This window comes from Marinomonas mediterranea MMB-1 (assembly GCF_000192865.1).
GTDB classification, from domain to species: Bacteria; Pseudomonadota; Gammaproteobacteria; order Pseudomonadales; family Marinomonadaceae; genus Marinomonas; species Marinomonas mediterranea.
Genome location: NC_015276.1, coordinates 1345671 through 1364824, shown reverse-complemented (window position 1 = coordinate 1364824; position 19154 = coordinate 1345671). Strand labels below are relative to the sequence as shown.

Genomic DNA, 19154 nt, shown 5'->3' with positions numbered 1-19154 from the left:
CCTGTTATCTAAAAAGTTTCGCGCGTGGATTATACGCATGTCTTTATTAAAATTGTATGCCGTTCGCAAAAAACTTTGTCTATTTTTTAGGCAAACTTAAAAATAAAGTCACACTATCTCAAACAGGCGCTAGATATGCCAAATAAGAGGCTCACCAAAACCAAAAGAATTAAAGTCAGTTACCCACGAAGTAACTTACAGAATTCATCAAATGGAACAGGACGACTAAACAGGTAGCCTTGCGCAGATTGACAGTGATGCTCGCGTAAAAACGCTTTTTGTGACTCAACCTCCACACCTTCTGCAATCACACCCAGCTTCAGACTATTTGCCATCGCAAGAATTGCCAGCACAATGGCTCTATTACTGTCACTGTCAATTAACTCACCGATAAAGGATCGATCAATCTTAATAAAATCGATCGGCAACTTAGGAAGATAAGACAAAGAGCTATAGCCTGTTCCAAAATCGTCAATTGCGACACTGACTCCCATTTTCCGAACCTCGCTCAAAAAATGGTTTATTCTTTCAAAGTCGTTAACTAATACGTTCTCTGTCAGCTCAAGCTCTAGATAAGTCGGATCAACATGATTCGCTTCAATATGCCGCTGAATAAAACCCAAAAGCGACCGATCACTGACTTGTGAGGGTGATAAATTAAGAGACAACTTAATAAACTGATCTTGCTGATGCAACACTGCCAATAAACGCGATGCTTCTTGTATAACCCATTTCCCAATCGCAATAATCAGCCCAGACTTTTCAGCAATCGGAATAAACTCATCGGGGAAAATAAGGCCTATGCCAGGTCGTCGCCAACGTATCAACGCCTCAGCTTGAGATATCTTTCCTGTATCGAGGTCCAAAATAGGCTGAAGAAACAGCTCAAACTCACCATTATCAATCGCGTCGCGCAACGCCGCTTCTAACTCCATTCTTCTCAAAGAACTTTCTTTTAGTTCACGAGAATAGAATTGAACTGCACTTTTTCCGCCCTGCTTAATACTAAAAGAAGCTAAATCCGCATACTTCATCAACTCTTCGGCAACAACGCTATCATAAGGAAAATGAGAGACACCAATACGAACACCAACACTGCACTTATATTGTTGCTCCATCACATAATATGGCGCACAAATATCAGATATCATTTTACGAGCGATTTGCTCACACTTTTCTTGCTGTGTTTCTCGTAAAATAACCGCAAATTCATTACCGCCAATTCTTGCCAACACATCATTAGGGCTAACCAACTGACGTAAACGCTCAGCAAGCTCCTTTAGCAGAATATCACCGACTGTAAAACCAAATACTTCATTAACACTTTTTAGTTGCTTTATATCCAACTGCATCGCGAAAAAGCTTTGCCCAACCTCTATCGCATTCTCCAAACATTGCCAATAGTATTGACGATTTGGAAGGTTTGTAAGCACATCAAAATACGTGAGTTTTTCGTTACTTTGCTGAAGGTACTTTTCGCGAGAAATATCGGTCACTAAGAGAAGCCAGTAATGACCTTCCGTTTCACTTTCTACTGGGCTAACAGTAAGTTGCATCCACCGACTTAGCGACGGAGGTTTCATCCAATAGAGCTCACCACTCCAGCGACTTCTGGTCTCTAAAATGCGTTGAAATTCTGGAAACTGGCGTTGGCAAAGTTCGAGTAACAAGGCTGCAGGTCGTCCGACATCTCCAGGGAGCATTTCAAACAGTCTGAATAGCGCGGGATTCTGCTCAACAAGCTGAAGATCATGATCAATAATTGCAACACCAAATTCAGCGCTTTCAATGACTTCTTTCACCGGTAGACTCACATTCCCTTGAGTTTCCCTCTGAACAGCCAAAGCCTCTATCCGTTCCCGAATAACTTCGTGCTGCTCCAGAACCTTATCATTAGAAATCAAAAGTTCACGTGCAATCTGCAAGGTATTCTGTCGCTTGTTGTATTCGTTTTCTAAGTTAAACAGCACTAAAAAGTGCTCTTCATCCTTTGATATAGCAGCCGCTTCTAAGCGCAATACTTTACGCCCTGTTTGCTCACTCCAAATACCAGAGTTAATACGGCCATTTGAGTTTAGCCGCCAAAATTCTTTGGCGTCATACAGAAAATCAACAAGATAATAAGGCGTATCATTCAATACGACTTCGTCGCCGACATGGTTATCTGGGAACAAGGATCGAAACCAATTATCGTTGGCGAAGTGAATTAGAAAGGAGTCGTCTTTTATATGCTTAAGCACAACACAATCAAATATCCCTAATTCTTGATACAGTAATGCGCTCATAGTATCTGCCTTCTACTTATTTAGGGCTGCTTTCGCAACATTGTGAAACATATCTTCGACACCATCTCCAGTTTTCGCACTCGTATTAAAACTGCGCTCAAACAATGAAGCAACACCGCAATCCGCCGCACTATCCCACGTTCCAGATTTAGGCAAATCACTCTTGTTAGAGACTAAAAAAATAGGCATTTCTTTTTCAAGTTTAACAAGTCGACAAATTTCTACACCTTCAAGAAAGGACTGAGTTCGAGTTTGGTCAACAACGATAATGGCCGCAGACGCACCACGCAGATATTTAGGGTTGAAACCTGCGTATCGATCAACACCCTCGATGTCCCATAGCATCAACTGGACGGTAGAATCCTCTACCTCTAAGATTTTTTTATCAATTTTGACACCAATACTTGTCAGGTACCGGTCAGAGAAGATGCCTTCGACAAACTGCTTAACCAAACTGGTCTTGCCAACAGCCGATGCACCTAACATGCAAATTTTTTTCTGGATCATTTAGTTCCGCACTTCTCTATTACCTTCAGGTGAAAACCGAATTACATCGAATATGACTTTGGGGGCATCACGACGCTCTTTAAGCGCTCCAAGCCCTGCCGTTCTTAAAATCTCTGGTGAAACGCCTTCGCTAATGAGCGCTTTTATCACCGAATCAGCTCTGTCTAAGCTTAGCTGTTGATTATAACTATCTGTGCCACCCAATGTACTTGTCCCCATTACCACTACGAGTAGTCGTTGATCCAACACCTTAGCAAGTTCTGCTAGACGCGTAATTTCACGACTCAGTGACTTGATAAGATCAGAATGGTTAGACGGTAATTGACTTGCATTGACATCAAACGGAACACTAGATAGCTCTACTTCACGAATTTGTTGCTCTATTAATAACTCGTTAGAAACACCACTATCCACACGTTGCGATTTAATCGAAACACCTCTTAAAACAGAATCGACCTCAACCAGTTCTTGAATACGTTGTATAGCAGAACGCAATTGATCAAATTTTGGTGCTGACAAAACGCCAGAGAAGGAATGGCTCTGTGCGTCAAAGGCGACATTGGGAAAAGCTGCATCAATACGCGCTAACCTTCTCGGTATTAACCTTTCATCATAAGCAGAAAAGCGACGCTCATTTATTGTAATCAATTCAGAAGAGACAACGTCACCAAGCCAAGACGTTACTTTTTGCGCATCTGGGTCTCGAAGCACATCAATACAAACATGCTGACCACATACATTCATGCCGATAAGCGCAATACCCGGCGCTTCAGGCAACTGCCGAACATCGCTCATTACCTTTATCAGCAACGCTGAACTTGAACTGTTCTGCTCCTCAATAAGCACATTCGCCAGTATTTTATTGATCATTTCTGCATCAGATATGTCTAATAATTTAGATCTAAGCAGAAGATAACGCTCTTGAGAAAGAGCTCCTAAAAACGCAGAACGTGCGGCATCGAATTGAAGCTCTGGAAACTCATTAGCCATTTTCTCAAACCGCAAAGGCAATAAACGCTCATCAAGAGAGCGGTAATAACGCTCAGATAGATCAATGTTCTCCATATCTGATACACCCGCAATCCAGTCTGATACGGGCAATGCAATAGGATCCCTAAGCACATCCACACATACCTTGTCATCACACGTATTTGCATTTAACAGAACGACTCCTGGGGGCGACGGAAGATCACGAATCTCATTTGCGACAGAGTCCAGTTGCCAGCCATGATAAAAATAAGCGCCAATACCCGCAAAACCGATTAAAAATAATACAATAGCCAACCATGGCATCTTCTTCTTTTCTGTTTTACTCTCTTTTTGCTGAGCAAGCAAACAGTCATTGAGTTGCTGCTCAGTGTTTTCAAACTCAGAAGAATCGCCCTCGTAATTATTTAGCTCGTCGTTGTAGATTTGGTGAATAGACTCTAACGTAAGTTGAAATTTATCACCGATGCCCGCTGGAGGATTACCTGTAATTGCACCAACCAATATTGCATTTGGCCCTTGCTTTATTAACAGAGTAAAATCATCGGTTTTTATTTCATCAAGACTTTGCTCTTGGTCGTTCTCTTGCGGGGAAAACGAGTCTGCAACGAAATCATTGATTGCTGTCAGCATGGCGGAAACCATATCGCCATCGGTTGCTTGCGTTTTGTCTCGCATAACCGTTTTTAGCAACATACCCGTTTCACGGTGTATCAGCAGAACCTGCTCGACTCGAAAAACAAACGTTTGCTGAACGACATACTGAGAGTAGCGAACACCCGCTCGACGAGCTTCAAATCGCCACTTGAGGCCTTTATAGGTTAAGCTACTCTCAAGAAGCTCATTTGTTTGTTCAATGATTTCTGCTAGAAATGAACTAACCGACTTTCGAACTAAACTACCCACCAAGGGGTACAAGTAGCTGACAAACTGCTCTTTTCGAGCAACAACTGACGACTCAACCGACTGCTCAACAAGCGGCGCGATAACCGCTGTCACACTACCATCCGCCTTTTGCCGATCGTGCAACGCCTCGGTTAATACATTGGTAACGAGATCACGAGCCTCTTCTTCTACCACATCCCGTACAATCTGACAGTCGTCGCCCAATACCAAATGACGCAACTGCGCCATTTGTTGACTCTCATTAGATGGGGTGGACATCGACTCCCTGTTGCTGCTCATAGGCAAACTCAGCTATCTTCTTCTGTCTCAAGATTTGTCGCCACAGTGGCCAATAGCTTAGCAAGGGTTTTTCTGTCTGTTTTGGAGGAATTCAGCTCTTTCTTAACCTGATTAAGTAGGTCAATTGTTTGATTATGTTTCTGAGTAAACTGATCGGTAAGCTGCTGAATTTCTTCATCTATACGTTTATGAAGTGCTTCATCAAGCTGACGATTATTCTCATCATTTGACTCAACTTCTGCTGCAAGTGTTTCGATATTTTTCGTCAATTCAGACGTTTTATAATCGTAATGAGTATCGACCTGACTAATGCGATCTTCTAATGAATTCACACTGTCTTGCAACGCCGCCTGAACGTCTGAAATTTGCTGATGCAAAGCTAGAGTAGCCTGCTCAAATCCAGCTCTTACTTCGTCTTGAAGGCTACGTATCCGCTCATCTAAATCAGCCTTCGCCGCGCCAAAGACAATACTTCGAAGCTGATCTAGTTCCGAAGAAGCTGACTGAGAAGTGTCTTCGTTTGAATTGGAGACTTCTTCAATAGATTCACTTTCAGCATTCTCTACGGTTTCTACATCTTCGGGTTTAGTCATACCAATTTCCTTCCTTCATACCTAGCAATCTAAAGTAAGCATTCAAATGCAGATATCCATTTGAACATGGAAATAAAGCATTAGCTAATTACTATACTCTCAACAACAATAAATACCACTGCACCAATACTCAGACTGATCCAACTCTTTAAATAACAAGCAATTATAGAAAAACAGCGCCATAATAACCAAAAAGAATGACAGCCTCAAGAAGAGGGATGCTTTACAAGCTCACGTCGACTCAAGGTAATTCAAACTAAGCACACTACCTCATCACGCTCCACGCAATGACGAAACTGCATTAGAAATAACCCCTAAAGCGTAGTCCACTTCCGCTTTTGAGGTAAAGCGACCAATTGACAACCTCAAGGATGCATGTGCAAGCGAGTCATCCAAGCCTATTTCTTTCAAAACATAAGAAGGCTCAAGGCTCGCTGATGTACAAGCGGAACCAGAAGATACTGCAATATCATTCAAGGACATGAGCAAGACTTCGCCGTCCACGTTTTCAAAACCAACATTCAAAACACCGGCCACTCGATTGTCACTAGCACCATTCAAATGCACACCGCCTAGCTTTTGCAGCTCCACCCAAAGGTAATCTCTTAGCTCGGAGATTTGCAAAGCATCTTTCGCCATTTCTTCTTTGGCTATGCGGTAAGCTTCGCCCATTCCTACTATCTGATGGGTCGCCAACGTTCCTGAACGCATACCTCGTTCATGGCCACCCCCGTGTATTTGAGCTTCAAGTTTTACTTTTGGAGTGCGTCTAACATACAAGGCACCAATTCCCTTAGGTCCATAAGACTTATGAGCCGTCAGAGACATCAGGTCAACATTCATAGCCTTCACATCAATGTCGACTTTTCCTGTTGTCTGAGCGGCATCAACATGAAAAAGAACACCATGTTCTTTCGCTACCGCCCCCACTGCATTGATATCGGTTAAAACACCTAGCTCATTATTACCATGCATCAGGGAAATTAAGATCGTACCTTCAGTAATCGCGGCAACGACAGACTCTACCGTGATCTCACCTTTTGAGTTCGGCTTTAAATACGTAACCTCAAACCCTTCCTTCTCTAGCTGCTTACACGGATCAAGAATCGCCTTATGCTCAATAGAAGAGGTGATAATGTGCCGACCTTTCTTACGGTACGCATAAGCTACACCTTTTAAAGCAAGGTTATCAGCCTCTGTTGCCCCAGACGTCCAGACGATTTCACGCGCATCAGCCTGTATCAACTCCGCCACCTGAAGACGAGCCTCTTCGACAGCCTCTTCAGCACGCCAGCCAAATAAATGAGAACGAGACGCAGGGTTTCCAAAATTACCATCTTGAGTCAAACAAGACATCATCTTATCGGCGACTCGTGGGTCAACTGGGGTCGTAGCGGAATTATCAAGATAGACTGGGTTTTGCATGGATATATCTCTAACTGTCTCTTAAGTTGCAGGTCCGAAGATGGACGATAGAATACTCAAAAAGCGCTCTAAACAGACGCCTGAGCGATCGCTTTAATACGCGAAACGATTGAACGCAGGCCATTTCCGCGAGTAGGGCTCAAATGTCGCTCTAATTCTACTGCGCCAAAATATTCGTCGATATCAAACTCTAAAATTTGTTTAGGTGTCCTGTGGTCATACGCGGCCAACACTAAGCCCAACAGTCCTCGAACGATTACAGCATCACTGTCCACTGAAAATGTTAGCACTTCGCCATATTCTGGATGATTCATATTTCCCGGTTGAATCCACACGTTGCTTTGGCAACCCTTTACAAGACGCTCGGGAGTGCGCCACTCATCCTCAAAATTCGGGAGCGACTTACCTAAGTCAATGATGTATTTATAACGCTCTTCCCAATCATCAAAAAAAGACAAATCATCAACTATATCTTCAGTACTCGGTAGAGACATACTTATCCTCACTCACCCTTAGAAACAAAAAAACAACCAAGAAAGCACTCCTTGATTGTTTGCTATTTTATTCGAATTACACATCGCCATTAAGACAATAATTCGCATATTTAAAATTTTGTAGAACGCTCAATAACACCTAAAAGAACAAACCCGCTTCAAGCTGCGCCTCTTCACTCATCATGTCTCGTGACCATGGTGGGTCAAATACCAAATCAACCTCAACAAGGTCAACATTAGGGACAAGTTCAACTCGATACTTAACATCACTTACTAGTACTGGTCCCATTCCGCAGCCTGGCGCTGTAAGCGTCATATTAATCCGAACAGAATTAAGGTGTTGATCAATTTCTACGTTATAGATCAACCCTAACGACACTAAACTAATCGGGATTTCAGGATCGAATACTGAGTCCAATGCCTGCCAGACTTGTTCCTCTACAATGTCTCCAGAACCATTATCTTCAAAGTTTAGGACTTCCGGCTCTTGACCAATTGCATCAGCATCCGTTCCATCAATTCGAAGCATATTCCCTTGAAATGTGATGGTATAGTTTCCACCTAAGCTTTGATTAATCGTGATAAATTGCCCTTCTGGAATGAGCGTTGGCTCACCACTAGGAACTCGACGAGCAGGACAAGCCCGCTGAGTTACAACCATTTTTTGCATCGATTAATTCACACTGAAGCTTTCGCCACAACCACACTCGGCAATGACATTTGGGTTATTGAATTTTACGACCTGATTAACACCTTCTCGAACCAAGTCTATTTCAGTCCCTTTCAAAAGCTCAAGAGATCCTTGAGCAACAGCGAATTCAAGACCATTTTCAAACGTTAGCACTTCGTCGCTGTCTTCTGCTTTAGCCACTATATCTAAAACATAAGCAAAACCAGTACAGCCACTCTCTTTAGTACTCAGTCTAATTAACTTCTCTGGCTGAGCCGTCAACTTGGCAGAAAAATACTTTTGGGCTACCGCCGTTAACGTGACGGCTTGATTCGGGTCAAAAGTTGCAGTTGTCATCTTTTTCCTCCTACGCCAACATCATTCGCACTTTTTTCAGTGCATTAAAAAAGGCATCTACTTCTTCAAGTGTATTATAAATTGAGAAAGACACTCGCGCCGTTCCTGGTACATCAAAGCGAGACATTAGAGGTTGTGCACAATGATCACCGGTACGGATAGCAAAACCTTGTCGATCTAACAAAAATCCGATATCGGCAGGATGTCCACAATCAAGAACAAAACTGATCGCCCCTACTTTGTCTTTAGCATTACCGATAATAGTAAGGCCTTCAAACGCCTCAGCACATTTAGTGGCGTGCGCGATAAGTTGCCTTTCATGAGCCTGAACCTCTTTAAGGTCAAACTCTGAGAACCACTTTATTGCAGCACCAAGCGCAATCGCATCTCCTACGTTTGGAGTGCCGGCTTCAAAACGATACGGCAGGGTATTCCATGTCGCCTTTTCTAAAGTGACAGTCGAGATCATCTCTCCGCCCGTTTGCCACACAGGCCACGTTTCTAGGACGTCTTTCTTACCCCACATCACTCCAATTCCCATCGGGGCGTATATTTTATGGCCAGAAAACGAATAGAAATCACAGCCAATATCTTGAACATCCACACCGCCATGAGCAACACCTTGCGCACCATCGATGGAAACCAAGGCTCCGACTTCTTTGGCTTTTTGGGTCAGCCATTTAACCGGATTAACCGTTCCTAATACGTTAGAGACGTGAGGGAATGCAACTAACTTGGTTTTCGGCGACAGCAACGTTTCAAAAACATCTAAGTCCAATTCGCCCTGATCTGAAACCGGTACAACCTTGAGCGTTGCACCTGCAAAACGACACGCCTCTTGCCAAGTCACTATGTTGGCATGATGCTCCATTTCCGTGACTATCACTTCATCATCACTAGAAAGCGTTTCACGCAACCCATGCGCAATAATATTGAGACTTTCCGTCGTACCAGACGTCCAAATAACCTCTTCGCGATTAGGTGCATTGATAAAGTTTTTAACAATGTCACGCGCCGCTTCAAACTCTTTGGTTGCTTCGTCTGCAAGTCGGTGAGCGCCACGATGGACATTCGAATTACATCGAGTGTAATAATCCACCAACGCATCAATGACGCACTGCGGCTTCTGCGTACTTGCCGCATTATCGAGATATACCAGTGGATTACCATCCACCTCGCGCTTTAATATCGGAAACTGCTCACGGATAGCCGCAACATTAAACGTCATCATTACCGCCTATTTTACTTCCATTTGCTCAAATCGATTACGGATAATGGGGCGTACCCATTGTGCAATAACCTCGTTTGGCATCTGGTCAATCAACTCATTAATAAAACCAAAATTAAGCATTACCTGAGCCTTTGATCGACTAATACCTCGGGTCTGCAAATAATAAAGCGCCTGCTTATCTATTTCCGCAACGGTTGCCCCGTGCGCACAGCGAACATCATCCGCATAAATTTCAAGCTCAGGCTTAGTATTGATCTCTGCTTTGTCTGACATAAGCAGATTACGATTATTCAACTCGGCTAGCGTCTTTTGAGCGTCACGATGAATATGAATACGGCCATTGAATACAGCACGCGCACGATCCGCAACGATACCGCGTATATTCTCTTCCGTTACACAATTCGGAACGGCATGCTCAACGGTGGCATGTAGGTCAAATAATTCATTGCCATCTAACAAATATACAGCATTTAATTTTGCGTTCGCATTTTCTCCCGCGTAAATAATATCTGTATCCAAACGCTGTAAATCGCTGCCAAACCCAATGATATTGCTGTTTAGTTGTGCCGCTTCGCCCAACCTAAAATGGCAACCGCCGACCGAAACATTATCATCTGTTTGAAGTGCAAACCGATAGTGCTCCAATCGTGAGTCTTTTGCTAAATCGTATTCAGTGAATCCAGTGGAAAGTGTTTGTCCATTAGAGCCTGCCATTTCTAGAACGGTTACTTGAGCCCCCTCTTCAACAGAAACAAATGCTTTCACATGCGATTCAGCGGCTTGAGACGACAAATTCGTAATTCGAATAGGTGCATCAATCGACACCCCTTGAGCAACCTTAATCCAAACAACTTCCTGAACCAACGCATCGTTCAACATGCCAAATAAGTGACGCTCGGGTTTGATCTCTGAAAGCGCATCAAGCAAATCATCACGGTTGTCTAGCTGAGAGCCCAACACGATAGAAAGACCTGCTGGGAGCACTTGAGTACTTAATGCTTCACTAAATTCACCATTAACAAAAACAACCTCAATCGCCGACAACCCTTCAATGACTGCTGGAACTAAGCCTTTTTCAGCGGCATCAGCGTTTTTTACTGATGCCAGCGTTCTTTCTACTGCACGCAATGGCGTGTAACGCCAAGCTTCAGTCTTACGATTCGGCCAGCGAGTATTCTTAAGTTGTGAAATCGCTTTTGCTCTAATTGGAGCTAACCACTGCTGCTCGGCGAGTTCGGTTAGATCTTGAGCTCGCGTGAGCGCATTTGAAAACCATTTGCTCATGCTTAGCCCTCTAATTCATCTTCAGCTGGTTCTGTTTGCAACCATGAATAACCCTGAGCCTCAAGCTCAAGCGCTAGAGAAGCATCGCCGCTCTTGACGATTTTGCCGTCTGAAAGAACATGAACGTAATCAGGCTTAATGTAATCCAATAAACGCTGGTAGTGAGTAACGACAATAAAGCTACGATCGTCTGAACGTTGGCTATTCACACCTTCCGCCACAACCTGAAGTGCGTCAATATCCAATCCGGAGTCGGTTTCATCCAAGATGCATACTTTAGGTTTTAGCAATAGCATTTGCATAAGTTCATTACGTTTCTTTTCGCCGCCAGAGAAACCTTCGTTCACTCCGCGCTTTAAAAAGGAAACGGGCAAGTTAACTTTTTTACATGCTTCTTTCGCCTGCTTCAAAAACTCTGCAGAAGAAACCGCCTCTTGGCCATTCGCCTCTCGCGTCGCGTCAACCGCTGCCTTCAAAAACTCAAGGTTACTTACACCAGGGATCTCTACTGGATACTGAAAGGCAAGAAACAACCCCGCACGAGCGCGCTCTTCTGTTTCCATTTCAAACAGGTCTTCGCCATTTAAGCTCACGGTCCCAGAATCTACTTCGTAGCCTTCACGACCAGAAAGAACATAACCTAGCGTACTCTTACCCGCACCATTCGGTCCCATAATCGCATGAACTTCACCAGGTTTAATCTCTAGGTTGAGGCCTTTAATAATATTTTTTTCTTCAACACTTGCGTGCAGATCTTTAATCGATAACAAAACGTTTTCGTTAGACATGTTTGACTTATTCCTCAACCTACTGAACCTTCAAGGCTTATTTCAAGTAATTTGCCTGCTTCTACGGCAAATTCCATTGGCAATTCTTTAAATACTTCTTTACAGAACCCGTTAACGATCATAGAAACCGCTTTTTCAGGATCCAAACCGCGCTGCTGACATAAGAACATTTGCTCATCACTTACTTTAGATGTCGTTGCTTCATGCTCAATAATGGCTGACGGATTACGACTCTCCACGTATGGGAAGGTGTGAGCTCCGCATTGATCACCGATCAACAGCGAATCACATTGAGTAAAATTACGCGCGCCTTTTGCGCCCGGATTCATTCGTACCAAACCACGATAACTATTGTTACTCTTTCCTGCTGAAATACCCTTCGAGATAATGGTCGATTTCGTGTTTTTACCAAGATGGATCATCTTAGTTCCGGTATCCGCCTGCTGACGCCCACGAGTTAGAGCAACAGAGTAGAATTCACCAACACTGTTATCACCCTTCAAAACACAGCTTGGGTATTTCCAAGTAACAGCAGAACCTGTTTCTACTTGAGTCCAAGATATTTTCGCATTGGTATGACAAATACCGCGTTTGGTAACAAAGTTGTATATACCGCCTTTGCCATCTTCGTCACCAGGATACCAGTTCTGTACCGTCGAATATTTTATCTCGGCATCATCCATTGCAACCAATTCGACAACAGCAGCATGCAATTGATTTTCATCTCGTTGTGGTGCCGTACAACCTTCTAGGTAACTTACGTAACTCCCCTCGTCAGCAACAATTAAGGTACGTTCAAACTGACCAGTATTCTGTTCGTTTATTCGGAAGTAAGTCGAAAGCTCCATAGGGCAGCGAGTCCCTTTAGGGATGTATACAAATGATCCATCCGTAAAGACCGCGCAGTTCAATGCGGCATAATAATTGTCTTTTGTCGGAACAACGCTACCCAAATACTTCTGAACAAGCTCTGGGTATTTATGAAGCGCTTCCGATATTGGGCAGAAAATAACGCCCGCTTCTTCTAGTTTTTCTCGAAAAGTGGTGACAACAGATACAGAATCGAAAACGGCATCTACTGCAATGCCGGCCAACATTTGTTGCTCAACTAAAGGAATGCCCAGCTTCTCGTATGTGCGGAGTAGTTCTGGATCAACTTCATCCAAAGACTTAGGCTTGTCTTGCATACTTTTTGGTGCAGAGTAATAAGCAATAGCCTGAAAATCGATTTTTGGATAATCCACGTGTGCCCAATCAGGCTCTTCCATCTCCTGCCATACACGAAAGGCTTTTAGTCGCCAGTCTAACATCCATTCTGGCTCGCCTTTAATTTGCGAAAGACGACGAATCACGTCTTCATTCAAACCTGGCTCGAACGTATCAGACTCTATTTCCGATACAAAACCCGCTTCGTATTCTCTCGCCAGCGCCTTATCTATCTGCTCTGTCATATTGGAATTCACTCACTTTATTGGCTCGCGACAAGACTTGGAGAAAGTCTCTCTCTGCCATTATTTTCTATGCTAACTTCTAAACAACTTAACCAAGAAGCGCCGCGCTTATTTTATCTTGGTCTTGTTCGTGCGGTTGGTCTGGTAATTTCACATCAGAAGATTGACGCTCTGCAACAAGACGTACGTCTTTACGTTGAACAAGCTTCTCCAGACTGATTCCACTCAAAAAATCGTGAATTTGATCACTTAGATCACACCAAAGGTGATGAGTAAGACAGGTAGTACCACCCTGACAATCACTACGCCCTCGACACCCCGTTGCGTCAACAGACTCATTGACCGCGTCGACAATTTGAGCAACAAAAATGTCACTCCGCTCTCGACTGAGAAGATATCCACCACCAGGACCACGGACACTGGATACCAAAGACTGCTTACGAAGTTTAGCGAAAAGCTGTTCTAGGTATGAAAGAGAGATGCCTTGCCTTGCCGAAATGTCAGATAAAGACACGGGGCCCTTATCAGAATGTAAAGCGAGATCCAGCATTGCTGTAACCGCATAACGACCTTTAGTTGTCAGGCGCATTTTTTAACCACCAAATACTAATTTCTTTGCGACCAAGTATACAAAAAACCTAGTATTTTGATCAAGTATATAACCGACTATTTTAGTAGGTTATTCATCTAAGGTTTAAAATTTTGCGTATTTTACGGTGTAATTCTAAAAAACTGAACCTTTAAGCCGATACAATTACAACAAAAAAAGGTAACTTAACCGCATGACAGCACTTTATTCGCTACTACCTTATGAAGCGCTGTCGATAGGAAGGGACGCTTCTGCTAATCAAACTTGCAAGCAAGTTTCACATAAACCTGTACAAACGCATTCAACAGGGAGCAGCCATGCCAAAAAATGACACACTAAAAGACGAAGACGTAAGCGAAAAACCAGCGAAAAAGAAACGCAACCTCCCAATTGGGCTGATTGCTGGTTTTTTCATGTGTTTTTTAGTCAGCGTAGGAGCCTCTTCTGGAATATTCTATTTCCTTTCCAATAGCAGTGCTGCGGAAGTCACTTCAAGCGAACAACCCATCGAAGAAAAAATCAAAGCACTAGAGACACAACTCACACAACAAGAACAAGTCATCAGTGGATTAGAACAGGAAGCCAGCGTACTTAGAACGTATCTACGCCACAGCAGCTCAACGGCGTTGAAAAATATTTTAATCAACCAAGAAGAAAGCATACAAAATTATTTATCTGTAATGCGCCAAGGTATTGGCGACCTGTCCGACTTAGTTCCTAGAGGAACTGATTGGGCCAATGAGTATCAATATCGAACAGATCTGGCGCTCAAATCAAGTTTAGAACGCCTAAACTTATTACGCATGCTCAAGACTGGCGAACCACCTAAACAACCTAAAACCAACACTGATACAGAAAGCAGCGAGCAATAATATGAGTTTATTTAAAACCAGCTTGCAAGGCCCTTACACCTCCTTGCAAGCTCTAAAGCGTTACCGCCAGTTCTGTACCTTGCTTAATCGCTCTTTTTGCATCCAGCTCCGACGCAAAACTAGCACCGCCAATTAAGTGACTTGAACAAACGAGACCATCCTGCAATTCGCACAATGACTCTTGGCCCGCACAGACGATCACGTTATCCACTTCTAAAATCTGCGGCTCCCCCTCTACCAACAAATGCAAGCCGATATCATCAACCTTTACATACTCACAACCGGACACCATATTGACTCCTCTTTTCAGAAGCCCCGCACGATGTATCCACCCCGTCGTTTTACCTAAATTCCCTCCTACTTTCGCACTTTTTCTTTGGAGCAAATAAACCGTTCGATTGGAAGGCTGAGGATTATTTTTTGAAAGTAAGCCACCTCGGTGAGTTAGCTCGATATCTATCCCCCATTCTTGTAAAAAAGAAGCCGTCTCTTGAGTATGATTATACGAAGCTAAGGGTGTCGGATGCACCAGATACTCACTAACATCAAAGCCAATACCTCCAGCACCAATAACAGCAACTCGGTCCCCTACTGCCTTACCTGAGCGAATTACATCAATGTATGAAAGTACTTTAGGGTGATCTATTCCCTCAATAGAAGGTTTTCTTGGAGTAATACCAGTTGCTATAACAACCTCATCAAAGCCCGATTCATTAAGCTCTTTAGTTGATACTTTATGATTGAGAACCACCTTTACCCCAAGCAAAGTGAGCTGCTTAGCGAAATAACGCAGCGTTTCATTGAATTCGGATTTACCCGGTATTTTTTTCGCGATATTAAATTGCCCACCAATCTCTGAGTCTTTGTCATACAAAGTAACATCATGCCCTCTTTTAGCTGCTGTCGTTGCACACGCCAACCCTGCTGGGCCAGCACCGACCACAGCAACTTTTTTAGGCGTATTTGCGGGTAATATTAAAAGTTTAGTTTCATGACACGCTCGCGGATTAACTAAACATGACGTCATCTTGCCATCAAAAGCATGATCTAAGCAGGCCTGATTACAGCCGATACATGTGTTAATTTCATCCGCCCGGTTCTCTCTGGACTTGACGACAAATTCAGGGTCGGCCAAAAATGGCCGCGCCATAGAGACGAGATCGGCGTCACCTCTCTTAAGCACGCCCTCAGCAGTATCTGGCATATTAATTCTGTTTGACGTCACGACAGGAACAGAAAGATGCTCACGAAATTTTTTCGTTACCCACGTAAAAGCCGCTCTGGGTACCTTAGTCGCAATGGTTGGGACACGCGCTTCATGCCAACCTATTCCCGTATTAATAATATCAACACCAGCTTTCTCAACAGCACACCCTAGCTGCACCGTTTCTTCTACCGTCGAACCGCCTTCCACCAAATCCAACATCGACAACCGAAATATTATGATAAATTCACGACCCACTGCCGCCCTAATTCGAGATACGATCTCAACAGGCAATTTAATTCTCTTATCAAACGAGCCTCCCCAGTCATCTAACCTCTGATTCGTTCGCGCACAGATAAATTGATTTAAGAAATAGCCTTCCGACGCCATTATCTCAACGCCATCGTAACCCGCTTTATGAGCTAAAATCGCAGCATGCACAAAGTCATTAATTTGCTTTTCAATCTCTACTTCAGACAAGGATTTAGGCTTAAAAGGGTTAATTGGAGCTTGAAGCGCGGACGGAGCCACCAGCTTTGGCGAATACGCATAGCGACCCGCATGCAAAATTTGCATGCATATTTTTCCGCCAGCTAAATGAACCGCCTCAGTTACAATCGCATGATTAGCAACATCTCCGTCACTAGTCATTTGAGCGGCACCCTGATATACCGCACCTTCAGGGTTTGGAGCAATGCCGCCGGTGACAATCAATGCAACACCACCCTCAGCTCGCTCTTTATAAAAGGCTGCCATCCGCTCAAACCCACCCTCAGCCTCTTCAAGCCCAAGGTGCATCGAACCCATAATGATTCGATTCTTTAGCGTCGTAAAACCAAGATCGAGCGGCTTAAAAATATTGGGATAAACATCAGGATTAGAAGTATCAAACATAGCGACTCTCTACATTAATTATTCTTGTTTTATTATTTTGACACCGTCAAGATAGCGTTCAATTTTGACAGCGTCAAGATAAGAGTTAGAATGTCTCTTTATTAGACCCTTAGACCAATTGGAAAGCGCCATGCCCAAGCCATACCATCACGGTGACCTTTATTCGTCCCTAATCAATGAAGCAGACAACATTTTAAGAGAAGAAGGCATAGAAGCCCTTTCCATACGCAGGCTAGCACAACAAATTGGCGTTTCCAGAACAGCCCTATATCACCACTTTAAAGATAAAAACGATCTACTTTGCGCGCTTGCGGAATCAGGATTCAGACAACAAAGAGAAGCGTTAGAAACGATTATTGAGAAAGGGACATCAAGAACAACATTTGAGGAATACGTTAAAAGTTACATCGCTTTCGCTACCACAAACCAACATCTATACGACCTTATGTACGGGCAGCTTATCTGGCAAAACCAACTGCAAACAGATTCACTTAAGTCCACATCAAAATCCACCTTTAAACGCTGGATCTCTTGGGTTGGAGAGCTTCAGAATGCAAAAATACTAGATCAAGGAAACAGCGCACTGAGAGTGGGACAAGCGTGCTGGGCAAGCCTTCATGGCTTTGCGAGACTCGTAATAGACGGGATCTATATCAACCAATCTGAGATCGAAGGCATGACAACACAAATTTCAAACATGCTTCAATCCCATGATCGGCAATAACGTTAGTGTTCTTATGAAGACGCCAAAGAAGCGTTGCGCTTGTTCTGATTCAACACGTACACAACAAACTCCACAGCAGCTAAGACAACAATTGTGTATCCAAGCAACTCAGTACCTTCTTCAACCAAGTTCTTTACAGCTCGCATGTAGGCATCGTCCATAAGAGCCTGCCATAATTTCCCACGCCCCATCAGACGAGAAAACGCTAGTATAATCACAACACCAGCGGACATGAGCCCGAAGCTGGCAGTCATTGAATACTCTTTTAATGACTGGTAGGCCGCTTTAAACTTTCCTCGAAGTGAAAATAAGGTTACCACTAGAATAGCGAAAACAATCGCCTGCCATGCACCGTCAAACACATTTTGATCTAGAAACGAATCCGCTTCACGTACGAACATCATTGACATGAGAGCGCCAAGCAAGATACCCGCATAGCGAAACTTTACGCTCATATACGCGGCATAAAAGAACAGCCCCGCACTCACCGCTGCAAAGGCGTCTTGAAGAGTTTCTGTTAAGGAGTCTTCAGAGTACTCAGCCATCGGCCCTAGGTCGAATGCCTCCAGCGAAATAATTTGAGCAACGCCAGCAACACATAAAAGATAAATAAAACCACGAAGTAGAAACATTATTATTCCTTAAAGTAAGATCTTCCCATCTTAAAACAAAGGCATTTTGAACCTTTAATAATACGCGCAGTTTTACACGAAAATTTCACGTTTTTCCAGTTTATGTCAAGCATCACATGAAGATATACATAAAAAGAAATAGCTTAAAGGAAATAGCAAAAAGGCCACCACCTATACTAGGGAAGGTACGAATAAGTCTTATGAACTTCAGTCTTATCAGAGAAACAGCTTATTAAGGCGAGAGTGAGCAGGAATGTTAATGCCTTTCAATCACTCTTAACGAAGATAGGCTGTTTCTCTGAAAGACCCAAAGGGTGTGGACTTTTTGCACCTTACCTAATCAATCAACGAACGAACGAACGTAATTCGCAATTTGCTCGTCTTTGCAGCCCTCAAAGAAACATTGCTGAAAACGCTCACCAGCGATAGCCGTTTTAACAAGTTCCTGATCTATTGCTTTCAGTGTATTAAGGTAATCGTCTTTTAACACAGCCGCCTTTACCTCATTCAGAATTCCTGCGTTACGAACTTGTGGTTCTTTACGCTCTAAGGGATAGCCCGCGCCACGCTCACCAGTGAAAGCCTTCTCAAAAATATAGCGAACATTAAGTTCCGCCCCCCAACCAAAGCCTTTAGCAAAAGCAAGCGCCAATGCATTACCATTGTTAATTTGATTGAATAAAAATGCATCCGATGGCTCAAGACAATAACCACAAATAACGCCAGGATGTAGGTTTAGAGACATCATTGCACCCTGACCTGTCCCACAGCCCGAAACGACAAAATCTACCGCCTTCGAATTAAGCAGTAAACTTGCCATAATCCCTAAATGAATATAGGTAAGGTGGTGATCATTCTCATCACTCATTCCAACATTAAACACATCGTGATTAAGGGAATCTGCAACGCTATTTAACTGCTCTAGCACAATAGCATTCTTACCCGCCTGACTGTTCTCCATCATCAGTGCAATTTTCATAAC

Annotated in this window: 18 protein-coding genes; 2 read left to right on the top strand and 16 right to left on the bottom strand. The window is 43.4% G+C overall.

Going from position 1 to position 19154, the window contains the following annotated elements; genetic code table 11:
* Positions 1-179 precede the first annotated feature (179 nt).
* The 13 genes from MARME_RS06165 to iscR all read right to left on the bottom strand — a co-directional run bounded on the left by MARME_RS06165 (position 180) and on the right by iscR (position 13846).
* Positions 180-2285: a putative bifunctional diguanylate cyclase/phosphodiesterase gene (locus tag MARME_RS06165; protein WP_013660399.1), complete on the bottom strand. Its 2106-nt coding sequence runs from the start codon at positions 2283-2285 to the stop codon at positions 180-182.
* A 12-nt stretch (positions 2286-2297) separates the two neighbouring features.
* Positions 2298-2792 carry a Rab family GTPase gene (locus MARME_RS06160; protein WP_013660398.1) on the bottom strand — a complete coding sequence of 165 codons (495 nt, stop codon included), beginning with the start codon at positions 2790-2792 and terminating at the stop codon, positions 2298-2300.
* Positions 2793-4943: an OmpA family protein gene (locus MARME_RS21390; RefSeq protein WP_190273423.1), complete on the bottom strand. Its 2151-nt coding sequence runs from the start codon at positions 4941-4943 to the stop codon at positions 2793-2795.
* A gap of 29 nt (positions 4944-4972) precedes the next feature.
* Positions 4973-5557 carry a hypothetical protein gene (locus tag MARME_RS06150; protein WP_013660396.1) on the bottom strand — a complete coding sequence of 195 codons (585 nt, stop codon included), beginning with the start codon at positions 5555-5557 and terminating at the stop codon, positions 4973-4975.
* Positions 5558-5830: 273 nt separating this feature from the next.
* The gene (locus MARME_RS06145; protein ID WP_013660395.1) at positions 5831-6982 is read right to left on the bottom strand and encodes an IscS subfamily cysteine desulfurase; all 1152 of its coding nucleotides are present in this window, start codon (positions 6980-6982) and stop codon (positions 5831-5833) included.
* A 68-nt stretch (positions 6983-7050) separates the two neighbouring features.
* Entirely contained in the window at positions 7051-7476 is a 426-nt protein-coding gene (locus tag MARME_RS06140; protein WP_013660394.1) for a SufE family protein, read from the bottom strand.
* 139 nt (positions 7477-7615) lie between these two features.
* Entirely contained in the window at positions 7616-8146 is a 531-nt protein-coding gene (sufT, locus tag MARME_RS06135) for a putative Fe-S cluster assembly protein SufT (RefSeq protein WP_041647781.1), read from the bottom strand.
* A gap of 3 nt (positions 8147-8149) precedes the next feature.
* On the bottom strand, positions 8150-8503 hold the full coding sequence (locus MARME_RS06130) for a HesB/IscA family protein (RefSeq protein ID WP_013660392.1): 354 nt from the start codon (positions 8501-8503) through the stop codon (positions 8150-8152).
* Positions 8504-8513: 10 nt separating this feature from the next.
* The gene (locus MARME_RS06125; protein WP_013660391.1) at positions 8514-9731 is read right to left on the bottom strand and encodes an aminotransferase class V-fold PLP-dependent enzyme; all 1218 of its coding nucleotides are present in this window, start codon (positions 9729-9731) and stop codon (positions 8514-8516) included.
* A 9-nt stretch (positions 9732-9740) separates the two neighbouring features.
* Positions 9741-11018, bottom strand: a complete 1278-nt coding sequence (gene sufD / locus MARME_RS06120; protein WP_013660390.1) for a Fe-S cluster assembly protein SufD — start codon at positions 11016-11018, stop codon at positions 9741-9743.
* A gap of 2 nt (positions 11019-11020) precedes the next feature.
* Positions 11021-11806 (bottom strand): Fe-S cluster assembly ATPase SufC, encoded by a 786-nt coding sequence (gene sufC / locus MARME_RS06115; RefSeq protein ID WP_013660389.1) that lies wholly within the window; start codon positions 11804-11806, stop codon positions 11021-11023.
* A 14-nt stretch (positions 11807-11820) separates the two neighbouring features.
* Positions 11821-13257 (bottom strand): Fe-S cluster assembly protein SufB, encoded by a 1437-nt coding sequence (sufB, locus tag MARME_RS06110; protein ID WP_013660388.1) that lies wholly within the window; start codon positions 13255-13257, stop codon positions 11821-11823.
* Positions 13258-13345: 88 nt separating this feature from the next.
* Positions 13346-13846, bottom strand: coding sequence for a Fe-S cluster assembly transcriptional regulator IscR (iscR, locus tag MARME_RS06105; RefSeq protein WP_013660387.1), 501 nt, complete (start codon positions 13844-13846; stop codon positions 13346-13348).
* 317 nt (positions 13847-14163) lie between these two features.
* Between iscR and MARME_RS06100 the strand changes: the two genes are divergently transcribed.
* Positions 14164-14718, top strand: a complete 555-nt coding sequence (locus MARME_RS06100) for a hypothetical protein (RefSeq protein WP_013660386.1) — start codon at positions 14164-14166, stop codon at positions 14716-14718.
* Positions 14719-14770: 52 nt separating this feature from the next.
* Here the strand turns inward: MARME_RS06100 and MARME_RS06095 are convergent, their stop codons facing one another.
* Complete coding sequence (locus tag MARME_RS06095; protein ID WP_013660385.1) at positions 14771-16816, bottom strand: NADPH-dependent 2,4-dienoyl-CoA reductase; 2046 nt, start codon at positions 16814-16816, stop codon at positions 14771-14773.
* 130 nt (positions 16817-16946) lie between these two features.
* On the opposite strand from MARME_RS06095, the gene MARME_RS06090 reads away from it, so the two are divergent.
* Positions 16947-17540 carry a TetR/AcrR family transcriptional regulator gene (locus MARME_RS06090; protein WP_013660384.1) on the top strand — a complete coding sequence of 198 codons (594 nt, stop codon included), beginning with the start codon at positions 16947-16949 and terminating at the stop codon, positions 17538-17540.
* A gap of 11 nt (positions 17541-17551) precedes the next feature.
* On the opposite strand, the gene MARME_RS06085 is transcribed toward MARME_RS06090, so the two are convergent.
* Both MARME_RS06085 and MARME_RS06080 read right to left on the bottom strand, forming a co-directional pair.
* Positions 17552-18172 (bottom strand): hypothetical protein, encoded by a 621-nt coding sequence (locus MARME_RS06085; RefSeq protein WP_013660383.1) that lies wholly within the window; start codon positions 18170-18172, stop codon positions 17552-17554.
* A gap of 340 nt (positions 18173-18512) precedes the next feature.
* A complete protein-coding gene (locus MARME_RS06080) occupies positions 18513-19151 on the bottom strand; it encodes an RpiB/LacA/LacB family sugar-phosphate isomerase (protein ID WP_013660382.1) in 639 nt (212 codons plus the stop codon).
* Positions 19152-19154 lie beyond the last annotated feature (3 nt).

Excerpts from the sequence above, each read along its gene's own strand:
- MARME_RS06165 (WP_013660399.1), bottom strand. The coding sequence starts at position 2,285 with ATGAGCGCATTACTGTATCAAGAATTAGGGATATTTGATTGTGTTGTG.
- MARME_RS06160 (WP_013660398.1), bottom strand. The coding sequence starts at position 2,792 with ATGATCCAGAAAAAAATTTGCATGTTAGGTGCATCGGCTGTTGGCAAG.
- MARME_RS21390 (WP_190273423.1), bottom strand. The coding sequence starts at position 4,943 with ATGTCCACCCCATCTAATGAGAGTCAACAAATGGCGCAGTTGCGTCAT.
- MARME_RS06150 (WP_013660396.1), bottom strand. The coding sequence starts at position 5,557 with ATGACTAAACCCGAAGATGTAGAAACCGTAGAGAATGCTGAAAGTGAA.
- MARME_RS06145 (WP_013660395.1), bottom strand. The coding sequence starts at position 6,982 with ATGCAAAACCCAGTCTATCTTGATAATTCCGCTACGACCCCAGTTGAC.
- MARME_RS06140 (WP_013660394.1), bottom strand. The coding sequence starts at position 7,476 with ATGTCTCTACCGAGTACTGAAGATATAGTTGATGATTTGTCTTTTTTT.
- sufT (WP_041647781.1), bottom strand. The coding sequence starts at position 8,146 with ATGCAAAAAATGGTTGTAACTCAGCGGGCTTGTCCTGCTCGTCGAGTT.
- MARME_RS06130 (WP_013660392.1), bottom strand. The coding sequence starts at position 8,503 with ATGACAACTGCAACTTTTGACCCGAATCAAGCCGTCACGTTAACGGCG.
- MARME_RS06125 (WP_013660391.1), bottom strand. The coding sequence starts at position 9,731 with ATGACGTTTAATGTTGCGGCTATCCGTGAGCAGTTTCCGATATTAAAG.
- sufD (WP_013660390.1), bottom strand. The coding sequence starts at position 11,018 with ATGAGCAAATGGTTTTCAAATGCGCTCACGCGAGCTCAAGATCTAACC.
- sufC (WP_013660389.1), bottom strand. The coding sequence starts at position 11,806 with ATGTCTAACGAAAACGTTTTGTTATCGATTAAAGATCTGCACGCAAGT.
- sufB (WP_013660388.1), bottom strand. The coding sequence starts at position 13,257 with ATGACAGAGCAGATAGATAAGGCGCTGGCGAGAGAATACGAAGCGGGT.
- iscR (WP_013660387.1), bottom strand. The coding sequence starts at position 13,846 with ATGCGCCTGACAACTAAAGGTCGTTATGCGGTTACAGCAATGCTGGAT.
- MARME_RS06100 (WP_013660386.1), top strand. The coding sequence starts at position 14,164 with ATGCCAAAAAATGACACACTAAAAGACGAAGACGTAAGCGAAAAACCA.
- MARME_RS06095 (WP_013660385.1), bottom strand. The coding sequence starts at position 16,816 with ATGTTTGATACTTCTAATCCTGATGTTTATCCCAATATTTTTAAGCCG.
- MARME_RS06090 (WP_013660384.1), top strand. The coding sequence starts at position 16,947 with ATGCCCAAGCCATACCATCACGGTGACCTTTATTCGTCCCTAATCAAT.
- MARME_RS06085 (WP_013660383.1), bottom strand. The coding sequence starts at position 18,172 with ATGTTTCTACTTCGTGGTTTTATTTATCTTTTATGTGTTGCTGGCGTT.
- MARME_RS06080 (WP_013660382.1), bottom strand. The coding sequence starts at position 19,151 with ATGAAAATTGCACTGATGATGGAGAACAGTCAGGCGGGTAAGAATGCT.